This window comes from Streptomyces sp. SS8 (assembly GCF_054072955.1).
On sequence record NZ_JBSVCZ010000033.1, the window covers coordinates 1 to 20,709 of the forward strand.

Below are 20,709 nucleotides of genomic sequence, written 5' to 3' on the forward strand. Positions count from 1 at the left end.
GCCCCCCCCCCCCCCCCCCCCCCCCCCCCCGGCGGGGGGCCCCCCCCCCCCGGGCGGGCGCGCGGGGGGGGGGGGGGGGGGGGGGGGGGGGGGGCCCCCCCCCCCCCCCCCCCCGCCGGGATCCGTCACTTCCGCCAGAACAGGTGGTGCGTCACCCCGCTCGGGCTGGGGACGACGTCCATGTGGAACCGGTCGAGCAGTTCACCGGGCGACTCCCAGAGCCGCAGACCGGACCCGAACTTCACCGGCGAGACCGCCACGTGCATGGTGTCGACGAGGTCGGCGTCGAGGAACTGCCGGATGGTGGTGACCCCGCCGCCGAGCCGGACATCTCCGCCCCGCGCCGCCTCCCGCGCCTGTTCGAGGACCTCGGTCGGGGAGCCGTCGACGAAGTGGAACGTGGTGTCGGAGAGCGTGAACGAAGGCCGCCGGTGGTGGGTCATGACGAACACCGGGGTGTGGAACGGGGGCTCCTCGCCCCACCAGCCGCGCCACTGATGGTCCTGCCAGGGCCCGCGCTGGGGGCCGAACTTGTTACGGCCCATGATCTCGGCGCCGATGTTGTGGGCGTAGTCCCGCGTGAGGTAGTCGTCCAGGCCCCGGCTCCCTCCGGGATCGGTGCGCCCGGGCCAGCTCGCCGTGGCGCCGGCCCAGGCGAACAGCCTCTCGGCGCCGGCGAGCCCGAACGGGCTGTCGAAGCTCTGGTCCTCCCCGGCGGCGACGCCGTCGCTGGAGACGTTGAAGTTCTGGACCCTCAGCAGCTGGGTCATGCGTTCCTCCTGTGTTGTCGGATGGTGGTGAGACTCTCCGGGCCGGAGAAACTCATCGCCGCCCCCGTCGTCGCCGCGTCGGCGGTCCCGGAAGCGAGCGGCCGCCCCGGTTCCGGCGGAGGCGGGTGGCGGGTGCGGGGGCGAGTGAGGGCGCCAGGAAAACCCGACATTAGATGTCGGGTTTCGGGCCGATCATGGCCTCACCGGTCGGCGTCGACGGTGGACACGGCCGGAGTCCCACCGGCAGACAAGGATTCCCATGCGCGAAACACCGGAGGAGCTCGCGGAGCTCCAGACCCTCCTCGACTCCTCGCTCTCCCGCTCCACCCCGCACCTGCGCTCGATCATCAACGCCGAGCGCACACTGACCGCGAAGCGGCTCACCCAGGTCCTCACCGGCATGTGCACCCTCTCCCTGGCCACTGTGACGGCGAAGTGCGAACCCCGCATCAGCGGCGCGGACGGGCACTTCCTGCACGGGAAGTGGCACTTCGGCACGGCACGCGGCGCCGCCAAGGCCCGCCATCTCGCCGCGCGGCCCGCCGTAAGCGCCGCGCACATGCGGGGCGAGGACCTGGGGGTGTTCACCCACGGCACGGTGGAGGTCCTCAACCCCCACGGCGGCGAACCGGCCGCGGACTGGCCGGGCCTGCTCGCGTACTTCAAGGACTTCTACGGCGAGGACGCCTTCGACTGGGACGAGGAGGTGGTCTACTACCGGCTCCGTCCGCACTGGATGACCGTCTACGCGCCCGACGACTCCAAGCTCGCCCCGGCGGTTCCGTCCTGACCGGAGCACGGGCCGCGTCCGGCCCCGGGAGGGGATGAGTGGTCCCCGCAGCGGGGGCGCGGTGGGCGCCCCGTATCGCGGACGCCCACCGCGCGGCGCCGGTCAGGCAGACACCCCGGCGGCCGGACCCGTCCGGGCCGCCTCCCGTACGACACGGCGGCGGCGGACCGGCAGGCCGAGGGTCGGGTTGGCGACGGCCCAGGCCGCGCCCTTGCAGACCAGTTCCTTGTAGACGGCGGCGAGCCGGCCGGTCAGGGCCGCCCTGGTGGCCCGGTCGTCGGCGGTGACGTACTGGATCAGGCCTTCCCGGCGGCCCAGCGAGACGCACTGGTTGAAGTAGCGGATCGGGATCCTCGGAGGCTTTCCGCCGGTCAGGCGCGCGGCGATGGTGTCGGCGGCCTGCCACGCGGTGGGGTTGCCCGAGGCGCACGACATCCGCAGCGGTTTCCCCCCGGGGCCCGTCGCCATGGCGGCGTCGCCGACGGCGTACACGTCGGGGTGCGAGACCGAGCGCATGGTCGCGTCGACCACGATCTGGCCCGTGCCGGTGGTCTCCAGGGTGGTGGCCCGCGCGATGGGGTGCACCGCGAAGCCGGTGGCCCACACGGTGACCGCGGCCGGGATGGCCTCGCCGCCGGCGGTGATGACGCGGTCGGCCTCGACCCCGGTGACGGCCGTGTGCTCGTGCACGGTGATGCCGAGCCCGCCGAAGACCTTCCGCAGGTGGCCGCGCCCCTTGTCCGAGAGGTGGTCGCCGAGGCCGCCGCGGACGGCGAGGGCGACCTCGAGGTCCGGACGGGCCTCGGCGATCTCGGTCGCGGCCTCCAGACCGGTGAGGCCGCCGCCTACGACGACCACGGGCTGCCCGGCGGCCAGGCCGGCCAGGCGCTCGCGCAGCCGGAGCGCCCCTGCCCGGCTCGCGACCTCGTGGGCGTGCTCGGCGGCGCCGGGGACGCCCCGGTCGTTCCAGCCGCTGCCGAGGGCGTACACCAGGGTGTCGTACTCCAGCTCCCGGACGCCCGCACCGGTGCCGGCGACGGTCACGGTCCTGCGGTCGGCGTCGATGCCGGTGACCTCGGCGGTCGTCAGCTCGACGCCGGTGCCCGCGAACATCTCGGCAAGCGGCCGGTGCCTGAGGTCCTGGCCGACCGCGAGCTGGTGCAGCCGGACGCGTTCGACGAAGTCGGGGTCGGCGTTGACGAGGGTGATGGCGACGTCGTCACGGTGCAGCCGCCTGGCGAGGCGGCCGGCCGCGGCGGATCCGGTGTATCCGGCTCCGAGGACGATGATGCGGTGCTTCATTTCCCTGGCTCCTGTCTGCGCGGTTCCGTCTCCTGCGCGGTTTCGCCCCCTGAACCGGGGAGCGAGCCGTTTCCTGACAGGAAAAGGGAGTGAGACAGGTCACATCCGGCCGGAGGCCCCCGGCTCCGGCGCCGGGGGCCTCGCTCCGCGGTCAGAAGACGCGGAACAGGGGCTCTCCGTGATCGGTGGCCGCCCACATCTCGGTCGCACGCCCGAGCTTGTCGGGGTTGGCCTGGCTGCGGATCGCGGTGATGCCCGCGGCGGTGACCTCCAGGCACACGACGCCGACGACCCGGCCGTCCACGACCGCCACGACGGCGGGTCCGCCGTTGGCGGTCGCGATGTGGAGTCCGGGCGAGCCGCCGACCAGGGCTCGCTTGGCCCGTGCGGGCTTGAACAGCCCCCGCATGAACTTCGCGACCGCGAGAGCGCCCTCGACCGGCCTGGGGCGGGCCGGGACCTTCCCGCCGCCGTCGCCGACCGAGAAGGCGTCGGCGGTGAGCAGCCGCACCAGCGGCTCGGTCCTCCCGTCGGCGGCGGCCGCCAGGAACTCCTCGACGATCCGCCGGGCGGCGGCCTCGTCGACCTCGGTGCGGGCCCTGCCGTCCGCGATGTGCTTCCTGGCGCGGTGGAGGGTCTGCTGGCTGGCGGCCTCGGTGACGCCGAGGATCCCGGCGATCTCTCGGTGCGGGTAGTCGAAGGCCTCCCGCAGCACGTACACGGCCCGCTCATGGGGGGACAGGCGCTCCATGAGGGCGAGGACGGCGTACGAGACCGACTCGCGCTGCTCGGCGGTGTCGGCCGGCCCGAGCATCGGATCGCCCTCGAGCAGCGGTTCGGGAAGCCACTGGCCCACGTAGGCCTCGCGCCGCGCGCGGGCCGAGGTGAGCTGGTTGAGGCACAGGTTGGTGAGCACCTTCGTCAGCCAGGCCTCGGGTACCTCGATGCGCCCGACGTCGGCGGCCTGCCAGCGCAGAAAGGTCTCCTGCACGGCGTCCTCGGCCTCGCTCGCGGAGCCGAGGAGACGGTAGGCGATGGCCTCCAGGCGGGGCCTGGTGGCCTCGAAGCGGTCCACATCCTTCGCGGTCAGCGGCATGGCCCGGATCCTAGTGCCGCGCCGGGCCGCGCCGGGCGACCTGCGCGGCCCGCGGGGCGTCAGACGCGGTTGCGGCCGATGCCGGGAGCCGCCGGCGACCTGCGCGGCCCCGCCCTCCCCGACGACACGGCCGAGGTACGGCACGGCGATGCGCTCGGACAGGTGGTGCACGGTCTGCGCGTGGTGCGGGGCGGACACCGGGCCCCGCGGTCACGGCTGTGGCACGGGTGGTCCCGCGCCACGGCCGTCAGAGACCCTGCCAGTGCGGCTTGGCCTCGTAGGTGGCGCGGAAGTAGTCCGCGAGCTTCAGCCCTGACGCGGCCGCCTCGTCCACCACGACCGTGGCGTGGGGGTGCATCTGCAGCGCGGAGGCCGGGACCATCGCGGACAGCGGTCCCTCGACGGTCTGCGCGACGGCCTCCGCCTTGGCCTCGCCGGTGGCCAGCAGCACCAGATGGCGGGCTTCCAGGATGGTGCCGATGCCCTGGGTGATGACGTGGTGCGGCACCTGGTCGATGTCACCGCCGAAGAAGCGGGCGTTGTCGGCGCGGGTCTGCCGGGTGAGTGTCTTGATGCGGGTGCGGGAGGCCAGTGAGGAGCACGGCTCGTTGAAGCCTATGTGCCCGTCGGTGCCGATGCCGAGCAGCTGGAGGTCCACGCCGCCGGCCCCGGCCAGTTCCCTCTCGTATCTCGCGCAGGCCGCCGGGACGTCCTCGGCGGAGCCGTCCGGTCCCATGAAGGATGCCTCGTCCAGCCCGAGCGGCTCCACCACCTCCCTCAGCACCACCGAGCGGTAGGACTCGGGGTGCCCGGCCGGCAGGCCGACGTACTCGTCGAGCTGGCAGATCCGGGCGCGCGAGACGTCCACATCGCCCGCGGCGGCCTTGGCGGCCAGCGCCCGGTAGACGGGCAGCGGTGTCGAGCCCGTGGCCACACCGAGCAGCGCGTCGGGCTTGCGCCGCAGGAGGCCTGCCACGGCCTCGGCGATGATCTCCCCGCCTGCGTCGGCGTCCGGAACGATGACAACTTCCACGCTGGGCCTGCCGATCCAAGAGTGAACACCAGTGGTATAGACCACCATAGCAGGGAGGCGGCCCCGCACCGCACCCCGCCGCTCCCGCGGAACCGGGTGGCGGACGCACGGCACCGCCGTTCGCGACGGGCAGGCCACCGCCGCCGGCGGAACCCTCCGTGCCCTCTGCCGGACACGGCGGTCCGAAGGCGCGGACGCGACCCGGTCACCATGCGTAGGGTGGCCGTCGCGGAATCGAGACCGGCGACCGTTGCCGGGCGCCCGGACGGAGGCAGTGTGGAGCACCCCGACATGCCGCACGGTACTCGTCTGGCCGCCCACGGCGCCGTCTCCACGGCCCTGGCCCGGCTCGGCGACCGCGAACTGCACCGACTGGTGGACACGGCCGTACCGCTCGGCTCCGGCATCGGCGGAGAGTCGTCCCTGCTGGAGGTCTCCGGGGTCCCGGTCTTCGTCAAACGGGTACCCCTCACCGATCTGGAGAGGGAACCCGCGCACATCCGCTCCACGGCGAACCTGTTCGGACTGCCCGTCTTCTGCCAGTACGGCGTCGGCGCCATCGGCGGGCCGGGCTTCGGGGCCTGGCGGGAGCTCGCCGTGCACGCCATGACGACCGACTGGGTGCTCGCCGGGGAACACGAGGGGTTCCCCCTGATGTACCACTGGAGGGTGCTGCCGGGCTCGGCACCGCTGCCCGGGGAACTGGCCGACGTGGAACGGGCCGTGGCCTACTGGGGCGGCCGGCCGCAGGTGCGCCGCCGGATCGAGGCCCTGCGGAGGTCCTCGGCGAGCGTCGTGGTGTTCCTGGAGTACATCCCGCGGAACCTGCACCAGTGGCTGGGCGAGCGGGTGGCCGCCGGAGACGAGGCCGCGAACCGGGCCTGCGCCATGGTCGAGAGGGAACTGGCGGCCGGCACCTCCTTCATGGCCGGCCGCGGGCTCCTCCACTTCGACGCGCACTTCGAGAACATCCTGACCGACGGCCGGCGCCTCTACTTCGCGGACTACGGTCTCGCGCTCTCCTCCCGGTTCGAACTGTCGCGGGAAGAGGCCGACTTCTTCGCACGGCATCGGACCTACGACCGCTGCTACACCGTCACCTACCTGGTGAACTGGCTGGTCACCGCTTTGTGCGGATACCGCGTCGAGGACCGGGAGGGCCGCCGGGCGCTGGTGCGCGCCTACGCCGAGGGCAGGCGCCCCACGGGAATCCCGGAGGAGGCCGCGCAGATCATCGCCCGGCACGCGCCGGTCGCCGCCGTGATGTCGGACTTCAACCACGGGTTCCGGTACGGCAGCAGGCAGACCCCGTACCCGCTGGATGAGATCCGGCGGATCGAGGGGGCAGGCGCTCCGTCCACCGGACCACAGCATGCCCCGGGCGGCGGCCGGCGGTAATCGGGATGCGCCACAGCCCGGCGGGGGTCTAGGGTCGCGGACATGTCCTCCTTCCTTCAGATCTACGGCTGACACGGCCGGGGCAGCGCCCCGCCTCTCCGCCCGCACGCCCATGCGCGCACCGGTGTCCGGAACTCCCGAACAGACCGGCGCGCGGGCCTGCGGTGTCCTGTCAGCCGTGGACCCGAAGTGAGTGATCATCCATGTCCCGTCGCCGTGCCCATATCGCGATGGTCGGCATCCCCGCCGTCAGCCATGTCCTGCCCAGCCTGGCGATCATCAGCGAGTTGGTGGCCCGCGGCCACCGTGTGACGTATGCCAACGACCCGGCGGTGGCCGGTCTGATCGCGCCCACCGGCGCCGAACTCCTCCCCTGCGCGTCCGGGTTGCCGGTCGCCGACAACGACTGGCCCGACGACCCCATCGCCGCGATGGGCCTCTTCCTCGATGACGCCGTACAGACTCTGCCCCGGTTGCGCGCCGCCTACGACCGCGACCCGGCGGACCTGTACCTGTACGACATCGGCGCCTACGCCGCGCGCGCCCTCGCCGAGTCGCAGGGCCGCCCCCTCATGCAGCTCTCCCCGACGTTCGTGGCCTGGGAGGGCTACGACCAGGAGGTCGCGGCACACCTGTGGCGGCTGCCGGGCGCCGACGCCTACCGGGCCCGGTTCGCGCGGTGGCTCGCCGACTGCGGGGCGTCCACCACCGACGTGGACGCCTTCCCCGGCCGCCCCGCGCACACCCTGGCACTGATCCCGCGCGCGATGCAGCCGCACGCCGACAGGGTCGACACCACCACGGTGACCTTCGTCGGGCCCTGTCTCGAGATGTCCGCGGGCACGGACGGCTGGGCCCGTCCCGCGGACGCGGAGAAGGTGCTGCTGGTCTCCCTGGGCTCGGCGTACACCCGCCGGCCGGAGTTCTACCGCCGGTGCGTCGCCGCCTTCGGCGGCCTGCCCGGATGGCACGTCGTCCTCCAGATCGGCAGGTACACCGACCCGCGGGAGCTCGGCGCCGTCCCGCCGAACGTCGAGGTGCACCCCTGGGTCCCGCAGCGGGCGATCCTGGAGCAGGCGGACGCCTTCGTCACCCACGCCGGCATGGGTGGCTGCAACGAGGGACTGCTGGCGGGTGTCCCGATGATCGCCGTGCCACAGGCCACCGACCAGTTCATGAACGCCGACCGGCTCGTGGAACTGGGCGTGGCCCACCGCATCGACACCGAGGAGGCCACCGCCGGGGCCTTGCGGGCGGCTTTGGAGGAGCTGGTCGCCGACTCGGGTGTCGCCCGCCGCTCGGCGCTGCTGAGCGCCGCCGCACGGGCCGAGGGTGGCACCCGGCGCGCCGTCGGCCTCATCGAGGAAATGCTGGCCTGACCTGCGCCTACGGCGGCAGGTACGGCGACAGGGGTGACGGCGCGGAACCTCACCGCCCGTCACCCCCGCCGCTCCGCCCGCGTCCGGCCGAAAGCGCTCGCCGGCACCGTTGTCAGCGCCCTGCCCTACAGTTCCCGTCACTTGATCACTGCGGGTGCGGGGAGGCACGTATGGGGTGGGTGTCGGCCGGCGGCTACGAGGTCGCCCTCGACGAGGGAAAGGTGGTGTGCCGCAACGCGGCCGGACGGCGGCTGAAGTCCGTACCGCCGAAGATCGCCGACGATCCGGCGGTGGTGGGACTGCGTCAGCTCGCCGAGTGGCTGGAGCGGCACGAGCGGCAGTGCCTGGCCGATGTGGAGCGGTGGATGGTGCGCTCGCTGCCGGTGCCGTTCGCGGTCCTGGCGCGGGTGTGGCCGGATCCGGCCTGGCAGGCCGCCCTGCGCGACATGGTGGTCACGGGGGCGGACGGGGAGGTGGCCGGGTTCCTGCGGGACGCCGATCCCGGGCGCGGCCTCGGTGTGGTCGACCTCGACGGCGACACCGTCCGTCTCACCCCCGGCCTGGTCCGCCTGCCGCATCCGGTGCTGCTGGAGGAGCTGGAGGAGTTGCGCGAGTTCGCCGTCGAGCTGGGCGTCGAGCAGCGCGCCCAGCAGCTCTTCCGGGAGGTGTGGCGCCGGCCCGCGGCGCTGGACGCCGAGGCGGCTTGCGTCGAGGACTACGCGGGCGGCGTCTTCAAGGAGCTGAGGTTCCTGCACGGGCGGGCCGCCCAGCTGGGCTACCGCGTGCGCGGCGGCCACGCGGTGTGCTCCGTTCTGGAGGGCGGCCGCGGTGTCGAGGCCCGGGTGTGGGTCGGCGACTACGACGGCTACTCGGAGACGGAGACCGGCCCGCTGGTCTTCACCGACCCGGCCGGCCGGGTCCTGAAGCTCGGTCAGGTCGGTCCGGTGGCCTGGTCGGAGGGCATGCGCATGGCGGCCGCGCTGTACGCCGGACGCGACATCGAGGACGAGGAGCGTGCGGCATGACGACTTACCACAACCACGGCAACTACGACAACACCGCATACGACGGCATCGCGTACGACGAGGCCGCCTGCGCCGCGCTGCTGGAGGCCGGCGCCGTGCTGCCGGTGGGCACCACGGACCGGGAGGACGCGGACGTCCTCACCGTCCGCGCCTACACCCACCCCGCGCTGGACGAGCGCAGGATCGCCAGACTGGTGCCGGGCACGCTCGGCGAGGCCGAGGACCTCGCCCTGGACTTCCTCGGGCTGGCCCGGGAACCGGTGGTCCACGAGGTCGGGCAGGTACGCCGGGAGACCCTGGGCTTCCCGGCGTGGGCGCTGGTCAACGACCCGGCCAACGGCCACCACGCGCTGGCGCTGGTCAGGGACGTCGAGCGGCTCGCCCGGCAGGCCAAGTCCCGTCCCGGCACGGCGAAGGAGGGCTTCGAGGAGCTCGGCGAGCGGCTCGGCCGGGCCGTGCCGCACTTCCTGCCCACCTTCTACGAGCAGGCCGCCCGCGTCTTCCTCCGGCACGAGAACACCACCTACGCGGCGGCCCTCTTCGGCAGGGCCCGCGAGGCGGAGCGGGTGCACGCGCTGCCCGTGGACGAGGAGCGGCAGCGTGCGGTTTTCCTGGAGTTCGCCTTCGCCGGCGCGCTGACGGTCAAGGCGCTCAAGGAGCATGTGAGGGCCCTCTCGGCGCGGCTCGCCCCGGCCGAGGCGTGGGCGCAGTTCCGGCAGCTGATCGTGGAGCGCTGCGCGGCGGGCATGCCGCCGTACGCCTCCCTGCCGCAGGACGCACGCGGCCTGATCCGGGCGGCGGGGCTGGACCGGGCCGCCGAGGAGTGCGCCCTGGTGGCGGACCTGCTCGCGTCGCCCGCTGCGGTGCGGGCCCCCGCCTCCTTCTGGAACACCTATCGGTCCACGCTGGCCGCCCTGGCCGGGCAGCGGCCCTCCGTACGGGCCCGGCTGCTGGAGATCATGCCTGCCGGGCTGGGCCGCTCCACCGAGGACGACGAGTTCTGGCTGGCGCTGCTCGCCGAGACCGGCGCCGACCGGCTGCTGACGGGCGAGGCCGGGGAGGACGGAGCAGAGGCCGGCGCGGACGGGGTCGACGCGGCGGACTGGCTCAGCCGCTGGGCGCTGCACCGCAAGCACGGTTCGTCCGTCAGCGGCCGTTCACCGGCCACCCTCGCCCTCGTGGAGCGCATGGCGCCGCGTCTGCGCGCCCAGGGCCGTCCCGTGGACCTCTTCACGGGCCGCTGGAACGCCGGCGCCGACCTCGACCTGCTGGACCTGTGCGTGGCGCAGGGCATACCGCTGACGCTGCCGGAGGCCGGCAAGGCTGTCCTCCTCCCGCTCGACCGGTGGCTGAGGGAGACCCGGGCCGGGCGGCGGGACCTGACGGCCGCCGCGGCCGACCCGCGCTGCCGGCGCCTGCTGTACCACTGCGTGGGGAGTCTGAGCGGCCGCCACCTCGGCACCGGGCTGCTGGAGGAGGTGGCCGGGCACCCCGTACTCGCCGACGTACTGCGCGAGTGGCTGGACGACGCGGCCGGGGAACTGGCCGCCGCGGCCGGCCTGCCCGCCGCGCGCGCTGCGCTGAACCGGCTGCGCCCGTTCCACGCGGTCGCCGCCCGCGTCAGCCCGCGGGCCGTCGCCGGGGCCGCCGCGTTCGACGCCGCGCCGCTGCTGGGCCGTACCCTGCGCTCCGGCATCCTGGACGAACTGGGCTGGCCCGCCCTGGAGGAGGCACTGCGGCGCCTGGACGAACAGACCCGGCGCGACCGCGACGACACGCTCACCGTCCACGAGGCCTGGCCGGCACTGATCCTCTCCCGCGGGCACAAGGCGATCGTCGTGGGGCCGCAGGACATCCTGCTGGAGCACGACCTGCGGCTGCCGGTGGAGCCGGACCGCTGGAACCGCCCGTCGTTCCGCTACACCGACGGCGAACTGCTGGTGATGTGGCGGCAGGACGGCAGACAGCACGGCTACTGGTCGGCCCGCCCCACCGAGGTGTTCCCGCTCGGCGGCGAGAGGCTCCCGCACTGGTACGGCGGCCACGACGCGGACGAGACCTCCATCCCCCTGCCGGGCGGCGGCCGCGCCACCGGCGGGCGTGCCCTGCACGCCGGCGACACGGTCCTGCCCCCCGGCCGCCCCGTACTGGGGGACGGCACCTCCTACTGGCGCCGGGGGCGACAGGGGCTGCGGCAGGTGTGGCTCGAGTACGACCCGGCCACCGGCACGCACGGGCGCGCCTCGCTGCCCGCGTTCCTGCGGTCCGGCATCCGCGACGGAGCCACCCTGCTCCAGCAGCACTGCGCCGTGCTGCCCCTCCGGCCCGGCCTGGAGCACAGCCCGCTCGGCACCGACGGCACGGTCCTGGGCCGCTGGGTGCGCACCGAGGGCGAGGGCGACCAGGCCCGCACCACCGCCGGTACGCCGGACGGCCGGACCGTCACCCTGCCGACGTCGGGCGGTCGGGGGCCGGGCGTCCCGATCGGCGCGCTGCGGCTGCCCGGCGGCGCCGAGCCCGTCGTCGTCGCCGGGCACCGTCACATGGCCCTGTACGCCGGCGGTGACGACGGCGGCGTGTGGGAGTCGGGCCGGGTGACGCCGCTGGAGCGGGGCGGCGAGTTCGCCGCCGGCACGCGGCTGGTCCCGCCGGCCGACTTCTGGCACGCGCTGCGGCCACGCGACGAGGGCTCCTCGGCGGTTCTGCGGGCGCTGAGCGACGAGCAGGCGGCCGGGTTGCTGCGTGCCGGGGCCCGGGCGCTGGCCGAGCGGCAAGCGAGGGTCGAGGCCGAGGCCAAGGCGAAAGCCGCGGCGGAGGCCGGGCGGACGAGGAGGCCGGGCCGTCCTGGGGCCGGGCGGCGGAACGGATCGGGGGCCGCCACCGAGCAGTCCGCCGTTCCGGCCGCCGACGAGGTGCTGCGGAAGGCCGTCTCCCGCGTTCTCCCCGCTCTCACCGAGCCCTCCCTGCTCGCCGGCGTCGCCGCCCATGTGCACGCGGTGCTGCGTCTGGCGGAGTCCGTCACCGCGTTCACGGCGCCCCCGGTGGAGCGGCCCAGGGTGGAACGCAGGCGAGTGGAGGGCATGTTCGCCGACTACAGCCCCGAGGACGGCGACGACCGGACGCTGAACGAGGCGGTCGCGGGTCTCGCCGGACTGTACGGCTGGTGGGGCGGCGAGCGGCGCTGGAGCGCGCTGCGCCAGATCCGCGCCGTGAACCACGTGCTGTCCGGCGAGCCCGCCGACGGCAGGCCCCTGCCCGAGTCCGCCCGGCTCGCCGGGGCGGCCGACGGGTGGCGCAGCGAGGAGTTCACCGTCCCGGGCATCGGCATCGTGTGGCTGCCCGTGCTGGACATGCTGCGTCCACTCGCCTACCGCGCCGCCTCACCGGCCCTGTCCGAGGCGCACCGCCGGGCGCTGCTGCTGCTGTTCGAGGCGGTCGCGCGGGGGCCGCTGGCCGCGCCCGGGGCCGCGCTGCGCGAGATCGTGCTGAGCGAACCGCACGACCGGCGGGAGCGCACCGGCCAGGTGCTGCGCCGGGAGGGCCGCACCGTCGTCATCCTCGGCCGCCAGAACGTCGATCTGCGAAACGAGCGTGTCAACTGGCTGGCGCTGGACCACGACCCGGCCGGTTCGTTCGGCGCGGTCGCGCACTTCACGCTGTCGAGGGAGAGCGCTCACCCGCCGGTGTTCCCCGCGGAAGCGCTGGCCGCGGTGACCGGGCTGATCCGGGACAAGGGTCCCGCGCCCTGGCGACCGGAGGCGCCCGCCGCCCTGGCCACCGCGACGCGGGGCGGCCTGGGCCCCGTGCAGGCGGCCCTGCTGCTCGCCGGAAGGCCGTCGCGGCTCACCGACGAGGCGGCCGCCGTCACCGCCCTGAAGCCGGGGCAGAAGAAGCTCGGCGACACACTGCTGGACTCGCTGGAGCCCGGCGACCTGACGGCACTCGTCGGCGCGCTGCTGCCGAAGGACCCCGGCGACCTGTGGACGGCCGGACCGGACACGGACGCGGCGGGCCGGGTGTGGGCCGAGCGCCTGGCCGGGTTCGTCCGCCTGCCCGAGGACACGGCCGGGGAACTCTCCCAGGCGGGTCTGCCCGCCGGCTCGGCCGAGGCGGTGCTCAACCCGCGCCGCACCCCCTGGATCAGCCGTACCACCGTCCAGCGACTCGATGAGGACGGCGATCTGGTGGCGGAGGACCCCGCGGCGCTGCCCGGCCACCACGGCCTCACATATGCCGTGACCGCCCTGGCCGGCCTCGCCTACCACCTGCCGTACGGACACCCCCTGCGCGCCGCCCTGCCGGAAGGGCTGGCCGCGCTGCGCCGCCGCGTCGCGGACCCGGACCTGCTGCTCGACCTGGACCTGTCGTGGACGCACAAGGGCTCGCCGTCCGCCCCGGAGCTGCGCAGGGCGTACGGGCTGCCCGCCACCGGCGGTGCCGGCGCGCACGGTCTGACGCAGGTGGGCGGGGCGCTGGCGCTGCGTCCCTGGTACGGCGACCAGGAGGCCGTCCTGGTCCGCCCCAGCGCCCTCACCGGCGCGGACGATCCCGTTTTCGGGCTGCTCGAGGGGATCGTCGGGCCGAGCCGGGGCGAGGGCATGCGGGCACTGCGGACGGTCCTGGACGACGGACTCGCCCGCGCCCTCGCGGCCGGATCCGGCCCCGGGGAGCCCACCGGGTACGCCCAGGACCCGGCCGCCACCGTGCCCGAACTGGTCGCCGAGGCCGCCCGGACCCACGGCCTGGGCCAGGACGCGGCGGCGCTCTACCTGCAACTGCTGGCCCTGCCCGATCCGACGGACCGCAACATCGCCCGCTGGACGGGCTGGAAGCCCGCCCGGGCCAGGAAGGCCCGCGCCGAACTGGCGGCCACGAATCTGGTCGTCGAGGCGAAGCGGGCACGCGCCGGGCGCACCCTCTTCCTGCCGTGCGGCTGGCTCGACCTGAAGTCCCCCGCACTGCCGGTGGAGATCTGGAAGCAGGGCCTGTACCCGGTCCCCGGCCGCTCCCGCGCGGTGCCCCTGGTACCGGTGCCCGAGCTGTTCGAGCGCGCCTGGGACCGCGTCCGCGCCGGTGACGCCCCCGCCTACGAGGAACTCACCACCCGCGCCGGCCGCAAGGGCCGCCGATGACCACCGCCCGTCTCCACCCGGAAGAAGCAACGCCCATGACCACCACCCTCGCTTCCGCGCCGGCCCGCCAGATCGTCCCGCCCGAGGAACGGTACGCGACCGAGCTGGCCTTCCTCGCCGCGTACGACGGCGGACCGCGCCCGCCCGCCTGGCGGCTCACCCCGCGCGCGGTCGTCACGTTCGTCATGGGCAGCGGGGGCGCCGCCCTGAAGCTGCCCGACGGCGCCGAGGTCCCCGAGGGGGTGCCGCGCCGCCTGGTGGTCGAGGGCAAGTTCGTCGGCGACCGCGCCCTGGTCGAGCGGTGCGTGGTGACCCTGGCCGGGGAACGCGGCCTGCTGCTCGTCGGTGAGCCCGGCACCGCCAAGTCGATGCTGTCGGAGCTACTGGCCGCCGCCGTGTGCGGCACCAGCGGCCTGACCGTGCAGGGCACGGCCGGCACCACCGAGGACCAGCTCAGGTACGGCTGGAACTACGCGCTGCTGCTGGCGCAGGGGCCCAGCCGGCAGGCGCTCGTGCCCTCCCCGGTGCTGACCGCCATGTCCCGGGGCGCCGTCGCCCGCGTCGAGGAGGTCACCCGCTGCCTGCCCGAGGTGCAGGACTCCCTGGTGTCGCTGCTCTCGGAGCGGCGGATCGCCGTCCCCGAACTGGCCGGCACCGAGGACGCCCTGGCGCACGCGGCGCCCGGCTTCACCCTCATCGCCACCGCCAACCTCCGCGACAAGGGCGTCTCCGAGATGTCCGCGGCCCTCAAGCGGCGCTTCAACTTCGAGACGGTCGGCCCCATCGGGGACCTGGAGGCGGAGACCGCGCTGGTGCGCGGCCAGGCGCGGGCGTCCGTGGAGCGGGCCGGGGCGCCGTTCCGGGTGGACGACACCGTGCTGGAGGCCCTGGTCACCGCCTTCCGGGACCTGCGCGAGGGCCGTTCGGCGGAAGGCTGGGAGGTGGAGCGGCCCTCCACGGTGATGTCCACCGCGGAGGCGGTGTCCGTGGCCGGGGCGCTGGCTCTGGCGGCGGCGTACTTCCCCGGCGACCGGGACGTGCTCTCCCTGCTGCCGGGCCATCTGCTCGGCGTGGTCCGCAAGGACGATCCCGCCGACGCCGCCCGGCTGCGCGGCTACTGGGACGGCCCGGTGCGCCGCCGCGCCGAGCAGGGGTCCGCCACCTGGCGCACCCTGTGGGACCTGCGCACCGTCCTGGAGGGCTGACGGCCGTGTCCCTCTCCCACGGGGCCGCCCCCGTCTCCCCCGCCCCGGGCGGCTCCCCCTCCCCCGGCGACCCTGCCGCGCCGGCCCCGCCCGGCGAGGTGCTCGCCGCCCTCACCGGCCCGTCCGCGCCCTACCTCGTCGGGATACGGCACCACGCGCCCTCCCTGGCCGCCGCCGTGCCCGCGCTGCTGGACGATGCGGAGCCGGACGTGCTGCTGGTCGAACTGCCCGCCGAGATGCAGCGGTGGCTGCCCTGGCTGGGGCACGAGGAGACACAGGCCCCGGTGGCGCTGGCCGCCGCCCCCTCGGACGGGAGCGGCGGCGGGGAGCCGGCGTTCTACCCGTTCGCCGACTTCTCGCCCGAGCTGGCCGCCGTGCGCTGGGCCGTCCGGCGCGGTGTCGACGTGGTCGCCTGCGACCTGCCGCTCGCCGACCCCGCGTGGGCCGAGGGGCGGCGGGCCGGGGAGGGATGGACAGGCGGGCCCCGTCTCGCCACCGCTCTGCGGGCCCGGCTGACGGGCCGGGCGGGGGACGACCTGTGGGACCGGCTCGTCGAGGCGGCCGCTCCCGGCTCCCCGCCCGAGGCCCTGCGCCGGGCCGCCCTGCTCACCGGGTGGGCGTTGCGCGAGGACGCGGCCGCCTCGGGCGGTGTACCGGAGCTGGACCTGCGCCGCGAGCGCTGGATGCGGGCCCGGCTGGCCGAGGCCACCGCACACGGTCGGCGGGCCGCCGTGGTGGTCGGCGCGTTCCACGCCCCGGCGCTCGTGGGTCAGGAGGCCGGAAAGGAGCGCGGCGGGGAGGCCGGGACGGCCGCCGACGCGGGGCGGCCCGCCTGGACCACCTCCCTGATCCCGTACACATACGCCCTCCTCGACGAGCGGTCCGGCTACCCGGCGGGCATCCGGGACCCTCAGTGGCAGGACATGGTCCTGCGCGCGGCGGGAGATCCGGCCGCGATGGAGGAGGCCCTGACGCGGGCGGCCGTACGCGTCTGCGGCGAACTGCGGAGCCTGGGGCACCCCTCGGGCCCCGCCGACGCGCGGGAGATAACCCGGCTCGCCTCGGACCTCGCCCGGCTGCGGGGCCTGCCCGCCGCGGGCCGCGGGGAGTTGGTCGAGGCCGTGCAGGCGGTGCTCGCGCAGGGCGAGCCGTACGGGCGTGGGCGGGCCGTGGCGCGTGCGATGGAGCGGGTGCTCGTCGGCACGCGCGTCGGGCGCCCCGCCCCGCGGGCGCCCCGCAGCGGCCTGGCTCCCGCGGTCGAGGCCGAGGTGGCTCGGCTGGGCCTGCCCGGCCCCTCCTCCGGCGGCCCCGGCCCCTCGCGGGACCTGCGGCTGGACCCGCTGCGCTCCGACCTCGACCGCCGCCGTGAGCTGCTGCTGCGCCGGCTGGTGGTGTGCGGGGTGCCCTACGGGGAGGCCGGACAGGTCGTCGGCGCGGGCGGCGCCGAGGCCCTCACCTCCCGCTGGGAGGTGCGCTGGACACCGGCCACGGACGCCATGCTGACCGCTGCCGGCGCACGCGGGGTCACCCCCGCGCAGGCCGCCGAGGGCGTGCTGCGCGAACGGCTGCGCCTGGAGCGCGAGGAGGGCGGGCCGACGGCCGCGCAGGCCCTCGAAGGGCTCCGGCAGGCGGCGCAGTGCGGTCTGGCCGGGCTCGCGGACGAGCGCCTCGCCGAGGTCGCCGACGTCCTGCCACGGGCCGGTACCCTGCCGGAGCTGCTGGCCGGACTGGCCCTGCTGGACCGGCTGCGGTCCGGCCATGTCCCGGGGCTCGGCGCCGGGAGCGGCCGTGAGGCCCGGGCGGCGGCCGCCGCGGAGCCGCTCACGGCGGCGGCGGTGCGGCAGGTGGACGGCCTGACCGGGTCCGAGGACCCGGCCGACGCCCGCGCCCTGCTCGAACTCTCCTCCCGGGCCGACCTGTTGGGCGGAATCCGGCTGTCCGGCGCCCTGGCCCGCCTGTCCGACGACGGCTCCCCCCTGATGCGCGGTGCCGCCGCGGCCGTGCGCGTCCTGCTCGGGCACGAGGACGCTCGGGCCCTCGGCGACCGCGTGGCCTCCTGGGTCGACGGAGCCACCGACCCCGACTCCCGCACCGCGCTGACCGCCCGGCTCGGCGGGCTGCTGACCGCCGCGGGCCCGCTGCTGGAGGCGGCGCCGCCCGCCCTGGAGCCCCTGCTCGGCCGGGTGACCGAGCTGCCCGACCGGGCGTTCCTGGACCGGCTCCCCGCGCTGCGCGGCGGCTTCGACACCCTCAGCCCAGCGGCCCGCGACCGCCTTCTCGCGGCCGTCGAGGAGCGCCTGGGCACCACGCGTGTCGCAGACACCGGCGGCGTCGATCCGGCCGCTCTCGCCGCCTGGGCCGAGGCGGACCTCGCGGCCCGTGAGACGCTGCGCTCGTGGGGACTGCCGCCCGGGCCGGAGGGCGCCCCGGCGAAGGACGCCCCGCAGGGCACCGCCCCCGGGCCCGCGCCGGACGGGGCCCCGGCGGCCGGCGGCGCCTGCGGGACCGCCGCACCCTCCGTGCCCCCGGCTCGGGACCGCCTCCTCGCCCCCGCCGACCGCTGGCGTCTGCTGCTGGGCCGCCGCACCGACCGGCTGCCGCCCTCCGCCGCACCGCTGGCGACCGCATTGGACGAGCTGTACGGCAGCGGCCGCGGTGAGGGCAGCCGGGGGGAGCTCACCGGCCCGGCGGGAGGCGGTGGGCGGGAGGCCCCGTATCCCGGGGTGCGGGAGTGGTCCGAGGAGCTGGCCGCGCTGTTCGGGCCGGGCATCCGGGAGGAGGTGCTGGCGGCGGCCGCCGAGGCGGGCCGCCGGGACGTCCTGACGGAGCTGGACGCGGAGGCCGTGCGGCCCTCGGTGGACCTGCTGCGCACCGTGCTGCGGCACGCGGGCGGGCTGCCCGAGGCCCGGCTGGCCGCACTGCGCCCGCTGGTGCGGCGGCTGGTCGAGGAGCTGACCCGGCAGCTGGCCACCCGGCTGCGGCCCGCACTGCACGGCGCGTCCCTGCCGCGTCCCGGCAGACGCCCCGGCGGCGGCCTGGACCTGCCCCGCACACTGCGGGCCAACCTGGCCACGGCCCGCCGCGGCCCGGACGGCACGGTGCGGGTGATCCCCGAGCGTCCGGTCTTCCGCGCCCGGGGACGCCGGGCCGCCGACTGGCGGCTGATCCTGGTCACGGATGTGTCCGGGTCCATGGAGGCGTCCACGGTGTGGGCCGCGCTGACCGCCTCGGTACTGGCCGGGGTGCCGGCGCTCTCCACCCACTTCCTGGCCTTCTCCACCGAGGTCGTCGACCTCACCGGGCACGTGGACGACCCGCTGTCGCTGCTGCTGGAGGTCAGCGTGGGCGGCGGCACCCACATCGCCGCGGGGCTGCGGCACGCGCGCGAGCTGGTCACCGTCCCCTCGCGCACCCTCGTCGTGGTCGTCAGCGACTTCGAGGAGGGTTATCCGCTCGGCGGTCTGCTCGCCGAGGTCCGCGCGCTGGTCTCGGCCGGCTGCCACGTCCTGGGCTGCGCCAGCCTGGACGACACGGGCCGGCCCCGCTACTCCACATCGGTCGCCGGTCAGCTCGTCGCGGCGGGCATGCCCGTCGCCGCCCTCAGTCCGCTCGAACTCGCCCGCTGGGTAGGGGAGAAGATCACATGAGCCAGGACCTTCCTCCGGTCGCCCCGTCCGTCACCGCCGAGCTCGTCGCGGCGCTCACGCCCCGGCTCCGCAAGCGGCTGGACGCGGGCGTCGCCAAGCTCGCCGCGCGGCCGGCCGTCCGCGAGGGCGACACCGTGCGGATCGCCGTCGACGACGAGACCGACGTCGTCCTGCACGCACCCGGCGGGACGGTGACCGGTGCGGACGCGATCCGCTGCGGATGCCTGCTGGCCCCCGGCTGCCTGCACCGCGCGGCGGCGGCCTCGGCCGCGCCGGTCGCCGACGAGGCCCCGGCCCCGGAGCCCGCCGGGACCGGGGGACCCGCCGGGGCGGCCGAAGCGGCCGAGGCCCCGGCGTCGCGGGGGGAGGCAGGGGCGCGGGGTGATACGGGACCGGCGCCGCGGACGGGCCGGGCGGACCGGGCGGACCGTGAGGAAGGGGCCGGGGCCGAGACCGCCACCGCCGGGCAACGCGCCGCCGCACGGGCGGTGTTCGACGCGGCCGCCGCCGTCCTGGAGGCCGGTGCGGACGGCGCCGGCGCGGTGCTCCAGGCGGAGCTCCTGCGCGCCGCGCACACCGCCCGGCTCGCCGGCCTCCCACGAGCCGGCGCCGCGGCGGTCTCCGTGGTCACCGGGGTGCGCGCGGCCCGCTCCGCCGACCCCGGGTACCGCCTCGCCGATCTCGCCGGCGCGCTGGCCGACACCCTGGGCACCGCCCACCGTCTCCCGCACGCCACCGGCCCGGAGCTGGCCGGGCTGCGCGGCAGAGCCCGGCAGCCGTACCGCCCGGACGGCTCCCTGCGCCTGTACGGGCTCTTCTGCGAGCCCGTCCTCACCGCGACCGGCTACGCGGGCGCGGTCACCTGGACCGCCGACGCGGACGGGCGCCTGTACACGGTGTCGGACGTGGCGCCGGGCGGACCCGCCCGGGCGATCGGCGCCGCCGACCGGTCCGTGCGGATCGGCGACACCGCCCTGACCCACCGCGAGCTGTCGCGTGCGGGGCTGGCCGTGTCCGGCGCCACCGTCTCCCCGACGGGCCGTCTGGGCGCGGGGGCCGGGGTGCGGGCGGTCCGCGCGCCCGGTGCCGCCTGGCGTGCCGAACCGCTGGACCGGCTGTGGGCCGTGCCCGCCGCCGAGCAGGTGGCCCGGGCGCTGGACGGCGGGCAGGACCTGCTGTTCCTCGATGTGGCCGTCACCGGCACGGTGCGGGAGGCGGCGGGCGACTGCCTGCTGGCCGACTGCGCGGGCCTCACCCTGCGGCTGGCCGCCGCCCACGACGATCCCGCACTTCCCTGCCGCGACAACCTCCGTCTGCTCGCCGCCGCCGGGGACGGTCGGCGGCGGATCGTCGCCCGGCTGGTGCCCGGACCGCTGCCCCGCGCCCTGCTGCTCGCCACCGAGCACCCCTGCGACCCCGGCGCCCGGGTGGACCTGGGCCTGGACCGCCTCCAGCGCGCGGACCTGCCCGCCGGAGCGGTCGCGCCGCGGGTCCCGGCCGCCCTCACCGGGGACCGCGACGCCTCCGCCCCGCTGCACCTGCTGCGCCGCCGCGTCCACCAGGCGGTCTCCGGGGGGCGTCGTGTCCTCGCCCTCCCCGGGGGCGAGTCGGGCGACGGCGCCCGGCTGCGCCGCCTCGGCCTCGCCACGGGGGCCGATCTCCTGGACGGCCTCCACGCCGCCGCCGCGGACCGCTCCCGCGACGCCTTCGGCCGCCTGCTCCCGGCCGACACCGGCCGTTTCGCCCGGGCCTGGCTGGCCGCCGCGGTCTATCTCGGCACGGTGGAGCGGGCGTTGTGCGCGAGCGCCTGGAAGACCACCGCAGCCGGTGCGCCCTCCCCGGGCCCCGCCCGCTCCGTGGCGGCGGGGCCGTGACGCCGGGCCCGGCGGCGGGGCCGGCGGCGGGGCCGGCCCGATAATTCGGTGGCCCCGG

At 76.2% G+C, this 20,709-nt stretch carries 12 protein-coding genes; 8 read left to right on the forward strand and 4 right to left on the reverse strand.

All coding sequences use genetic code 11. The features are described from left to right. Nucleotides 1–125 precede the first annotated feature (125 nt). Complete coding sequence (locus ACW69E_RS24765) at nt 126–770, reverse strand: dihydrofolate reductase family protein (RefSeq protein WP_457500511.1); 645 nt, start codon at nt 768–770, stop codon at nt 126–128. Nucleotides 771–1,029: 259 nt separating this feature from the next. On the opposite strand from ACW69E_RS24765, the gene ACW69E_RS24770 reads away from it, so the two are divergent. Then, nucleotides 1,030–1,560: a pyridoxamine 5'-phosphate oxidase family protein gene (locus ACW69E_RS24770; RefSeq protein ID WP_457500512.1), complete on the forward strand. Its 531-nt coding sequence runs from the start codon at nt 1,030–1,032 to the stop codon at nt 1,558–1,560. Between the two features lie 102 nt (nt 1,561–1,662). Here ACW69E_RS24770 and ACW69E_RS24775 read toward each other — a convergent pair whose 3' ends face one another. The 3 genes from ACW69E_RS24775 to nagB form a co-directional block, all read right to left on the reverse strand. Next, nucleotides 1,663–2,862: an NAD(P)/FAD-dependent oxidoreductase gene (locus ACW69E_RS24775; protein WP_457500513.1), complete on the reverse strand. Its 1,200-nt coding sequence runs from the start codon at nt 2,860–2,862 to the stop codon at nt 1,663–1,665. Nucleotides 2,863–3,013: 151 nt separating this feature from the next. Further along, nucleotides 3,014–3,958 (reverse strand): RNA polymerase sigma-70 factor, encoded by a 945-nt coding sequence (locus ACW69E_RS24780; protein WP_457500514.1) that lies wholly within the window; start codon nt 3,956–3,958, stop codon nt 3,014–3,016. Nucleotides 3,959–4,205: 247 nt separating this feature from the next. Beyond that, nucleotides 4,206–4,991, reverse strand: coding sequence for a glucosamine-6-phosphate deaminase (gene nagB / locus ACW69E_RS24785; protein WP_457500515.1), 786 nt, complete (start codon nt 4,989–4,991; stop codon nt 4,206–4,208). A gap of 291 nt (nt 4,992–5,282) precedes the next feature. Between nagB and ACW69E_RS24790 the strand changes: the two genes are divergently transcribed. The 7 genes from ACW69E_RS24790 to ACW69E_RS24820 all read left to right on the forward strand — a co-directional run bounded on the left by ACW69E_RS24790 (nt 5,283) and on the right by ACW69E_RS24820 (nt 20,651). Continuing rightward, nucleotides 5,283–6,389, forward strand: coding sequence for a protein kinase family protein (locus tag ACW69E_RS24790; RefSeq protein WP_457500516.1), 1,107 nt, complete (start codon nt 5,283–5,285; stop codon nt 6,387–6,389). Between the two features lie 203 nt (nt 6,390–6,592). After that, entirely contained in the window at nt 6,593–7,768 is a 1,176-nt protein-coding gene (locus ACW69E_RS24795; RefSeq protein ID WP_457500517.1) for a macrolide family glycosyltransferase, read from the forward strand. 170 nt (nt 7,769–7,938) lie between these two features. Then, nucleotides 7,939–8,793 carry a DUF4132 domain-containing protein gene (locus ACW69E_RS24800; RefSeq protein ID WP_457500518.1) on the forward strand — a complete coding sequence of 285 codons (855 nt, stop codon included), beginning with the start codon at nt 7,939–7,941 and terminating at the stop codon, nt 8,791–8,793. Next, nucleotides 8,790–13,925 (forward strand): hypothetical protein, encoded by a 5,136-nt coding sequence (locus ACW69E_RS24805; RefSeq protein ID WP_457500519.1) that lies wholly within the window; start codon nt 8,790–8,792, stop codon nt 13,923–13,925. Before ACW69E_RS24800 ends, ACW69E_RS24805 begins: the two co-directional genes overlap by 4 nt. A gap of 35 nt (nt 13,926–13,960) precedes the next feature. Beyond that, entirely contained in the window at nt 13,961–15,130 is a 1,170-nt protein-coding gene (locus ACW69E_RS24810) for an ATP-binding protein (protein WP_457500520.1), read from the forward strand. Nucleotides 15,131–15,135: 5 nt separating this feature from the next. Beyond that, nucleotides 15,136–18,777 carry a DUF5682 family protein gene (locus tag ACW69E_RS24815; protein ID WP_457500521.1) on the forward strand — a complete coding sequence of 1,214 codons (3,642 nt, stop codon included), beginning with the start codon at nt 15,136–15,138 and terminating at the stop codon, nt 18,775–18,777. Further along, the gene (locus ACW69E_RS24820) at nt 18,774–20,651 is read left to right on the forward strand and encodes a hypothetical protein (RefSeq protein ID WP_457500522.1); all 1,878 of its coding nucleotides are present in this window, start codon (nt 18,774–18,776) and stop codon (nt 20,649–20,651) included. Before ACW69E_RS24815 ends, ACW69E_RS24820 begins: the two co-directional genes overlap by 4 nt. Nucleotides 20,652–20,709: the final 58 nt, after the last annotated feature.

What these genes read in the sequence shown, in the direction of transcription:
- ACW69E_RS24765 (WP_457500511.1), bottom strand. Translation starts at nt 770, where the DNA reads ATGACCCAGCTGCTGAGGGTCCAGAACTTCAACGTCTCCAGCGACGGC.
- ACW69E_RS24805 (WP_457500519.1), top strand. Translation starts at nt 8,790, where the DNA reads ATGACGACTTACCACAACCACGGCAACTACGACAACACCGCATACGAC.
- ACW69E_RS24770 (WP_457500512.1), top strand. Translation starts at nt 1,030, where the DNA reads ATGCGCGAAACACCGGAGGAGCTCGCGGAGCTCCAGACCCTCCTCGAC.
- ACW69E_RS24810 (WP_457500520.1), top strand. Translation starts at nt 13,961, where the DNA reads ATGACCACCACCCTCGCTTCCGCGCCGGCCCGCCAGATCGTCCCGCCC.
- ACW69E_RS24820 (WP_457500522.1), top strand. Translation starts at nt 18,774, where the DNA reads ATGAGCCAGGACCTTCCTCCGGTCGCCCCGTCCGTCACCGCCGAGCTC.
- ACW69E_RS24780 (WP_457500514.1), bottom strand. Translation starts at nt 3,958, where the DNA reads ATGCCGCTGACCGCGAAGGATGTGGACCGCTTCGAGGCCACCAGGCCC.
- ACW69E_RS24775 (WP_457500513.1), bottom strand. Translation starts at nt 2,862, where the DNA reads ATGAAGCACCGCATCATCGTCCTCGGAGCCGGATACACCGGATCCGCC.
- ACW69E_RS24795 (WP_457500517.1), top strand. Translation starts at nt 6,593, where the DNA reads ATGTCCCGTCGCCGTGCCCATATCGCGATGGTCGGCATCCCCGCCGTC.
- ACW69E_RS24800 (WP_457500518.1), top strand. Translation starts at nt 7,939, where the DNA reads ATGGGGTGGGTGTCGGCCGGCGGCTACGAGGTCGCCCTCGACGAGGGA.
- ACW69E_RS24790 (WP_457500516.1), top strand. Translation starts at nt 5,283, where the DNA reads ATGCCGCACGGTACTCGTCTGGCCGCCCACGGCGCCGTCTCCACGGCC.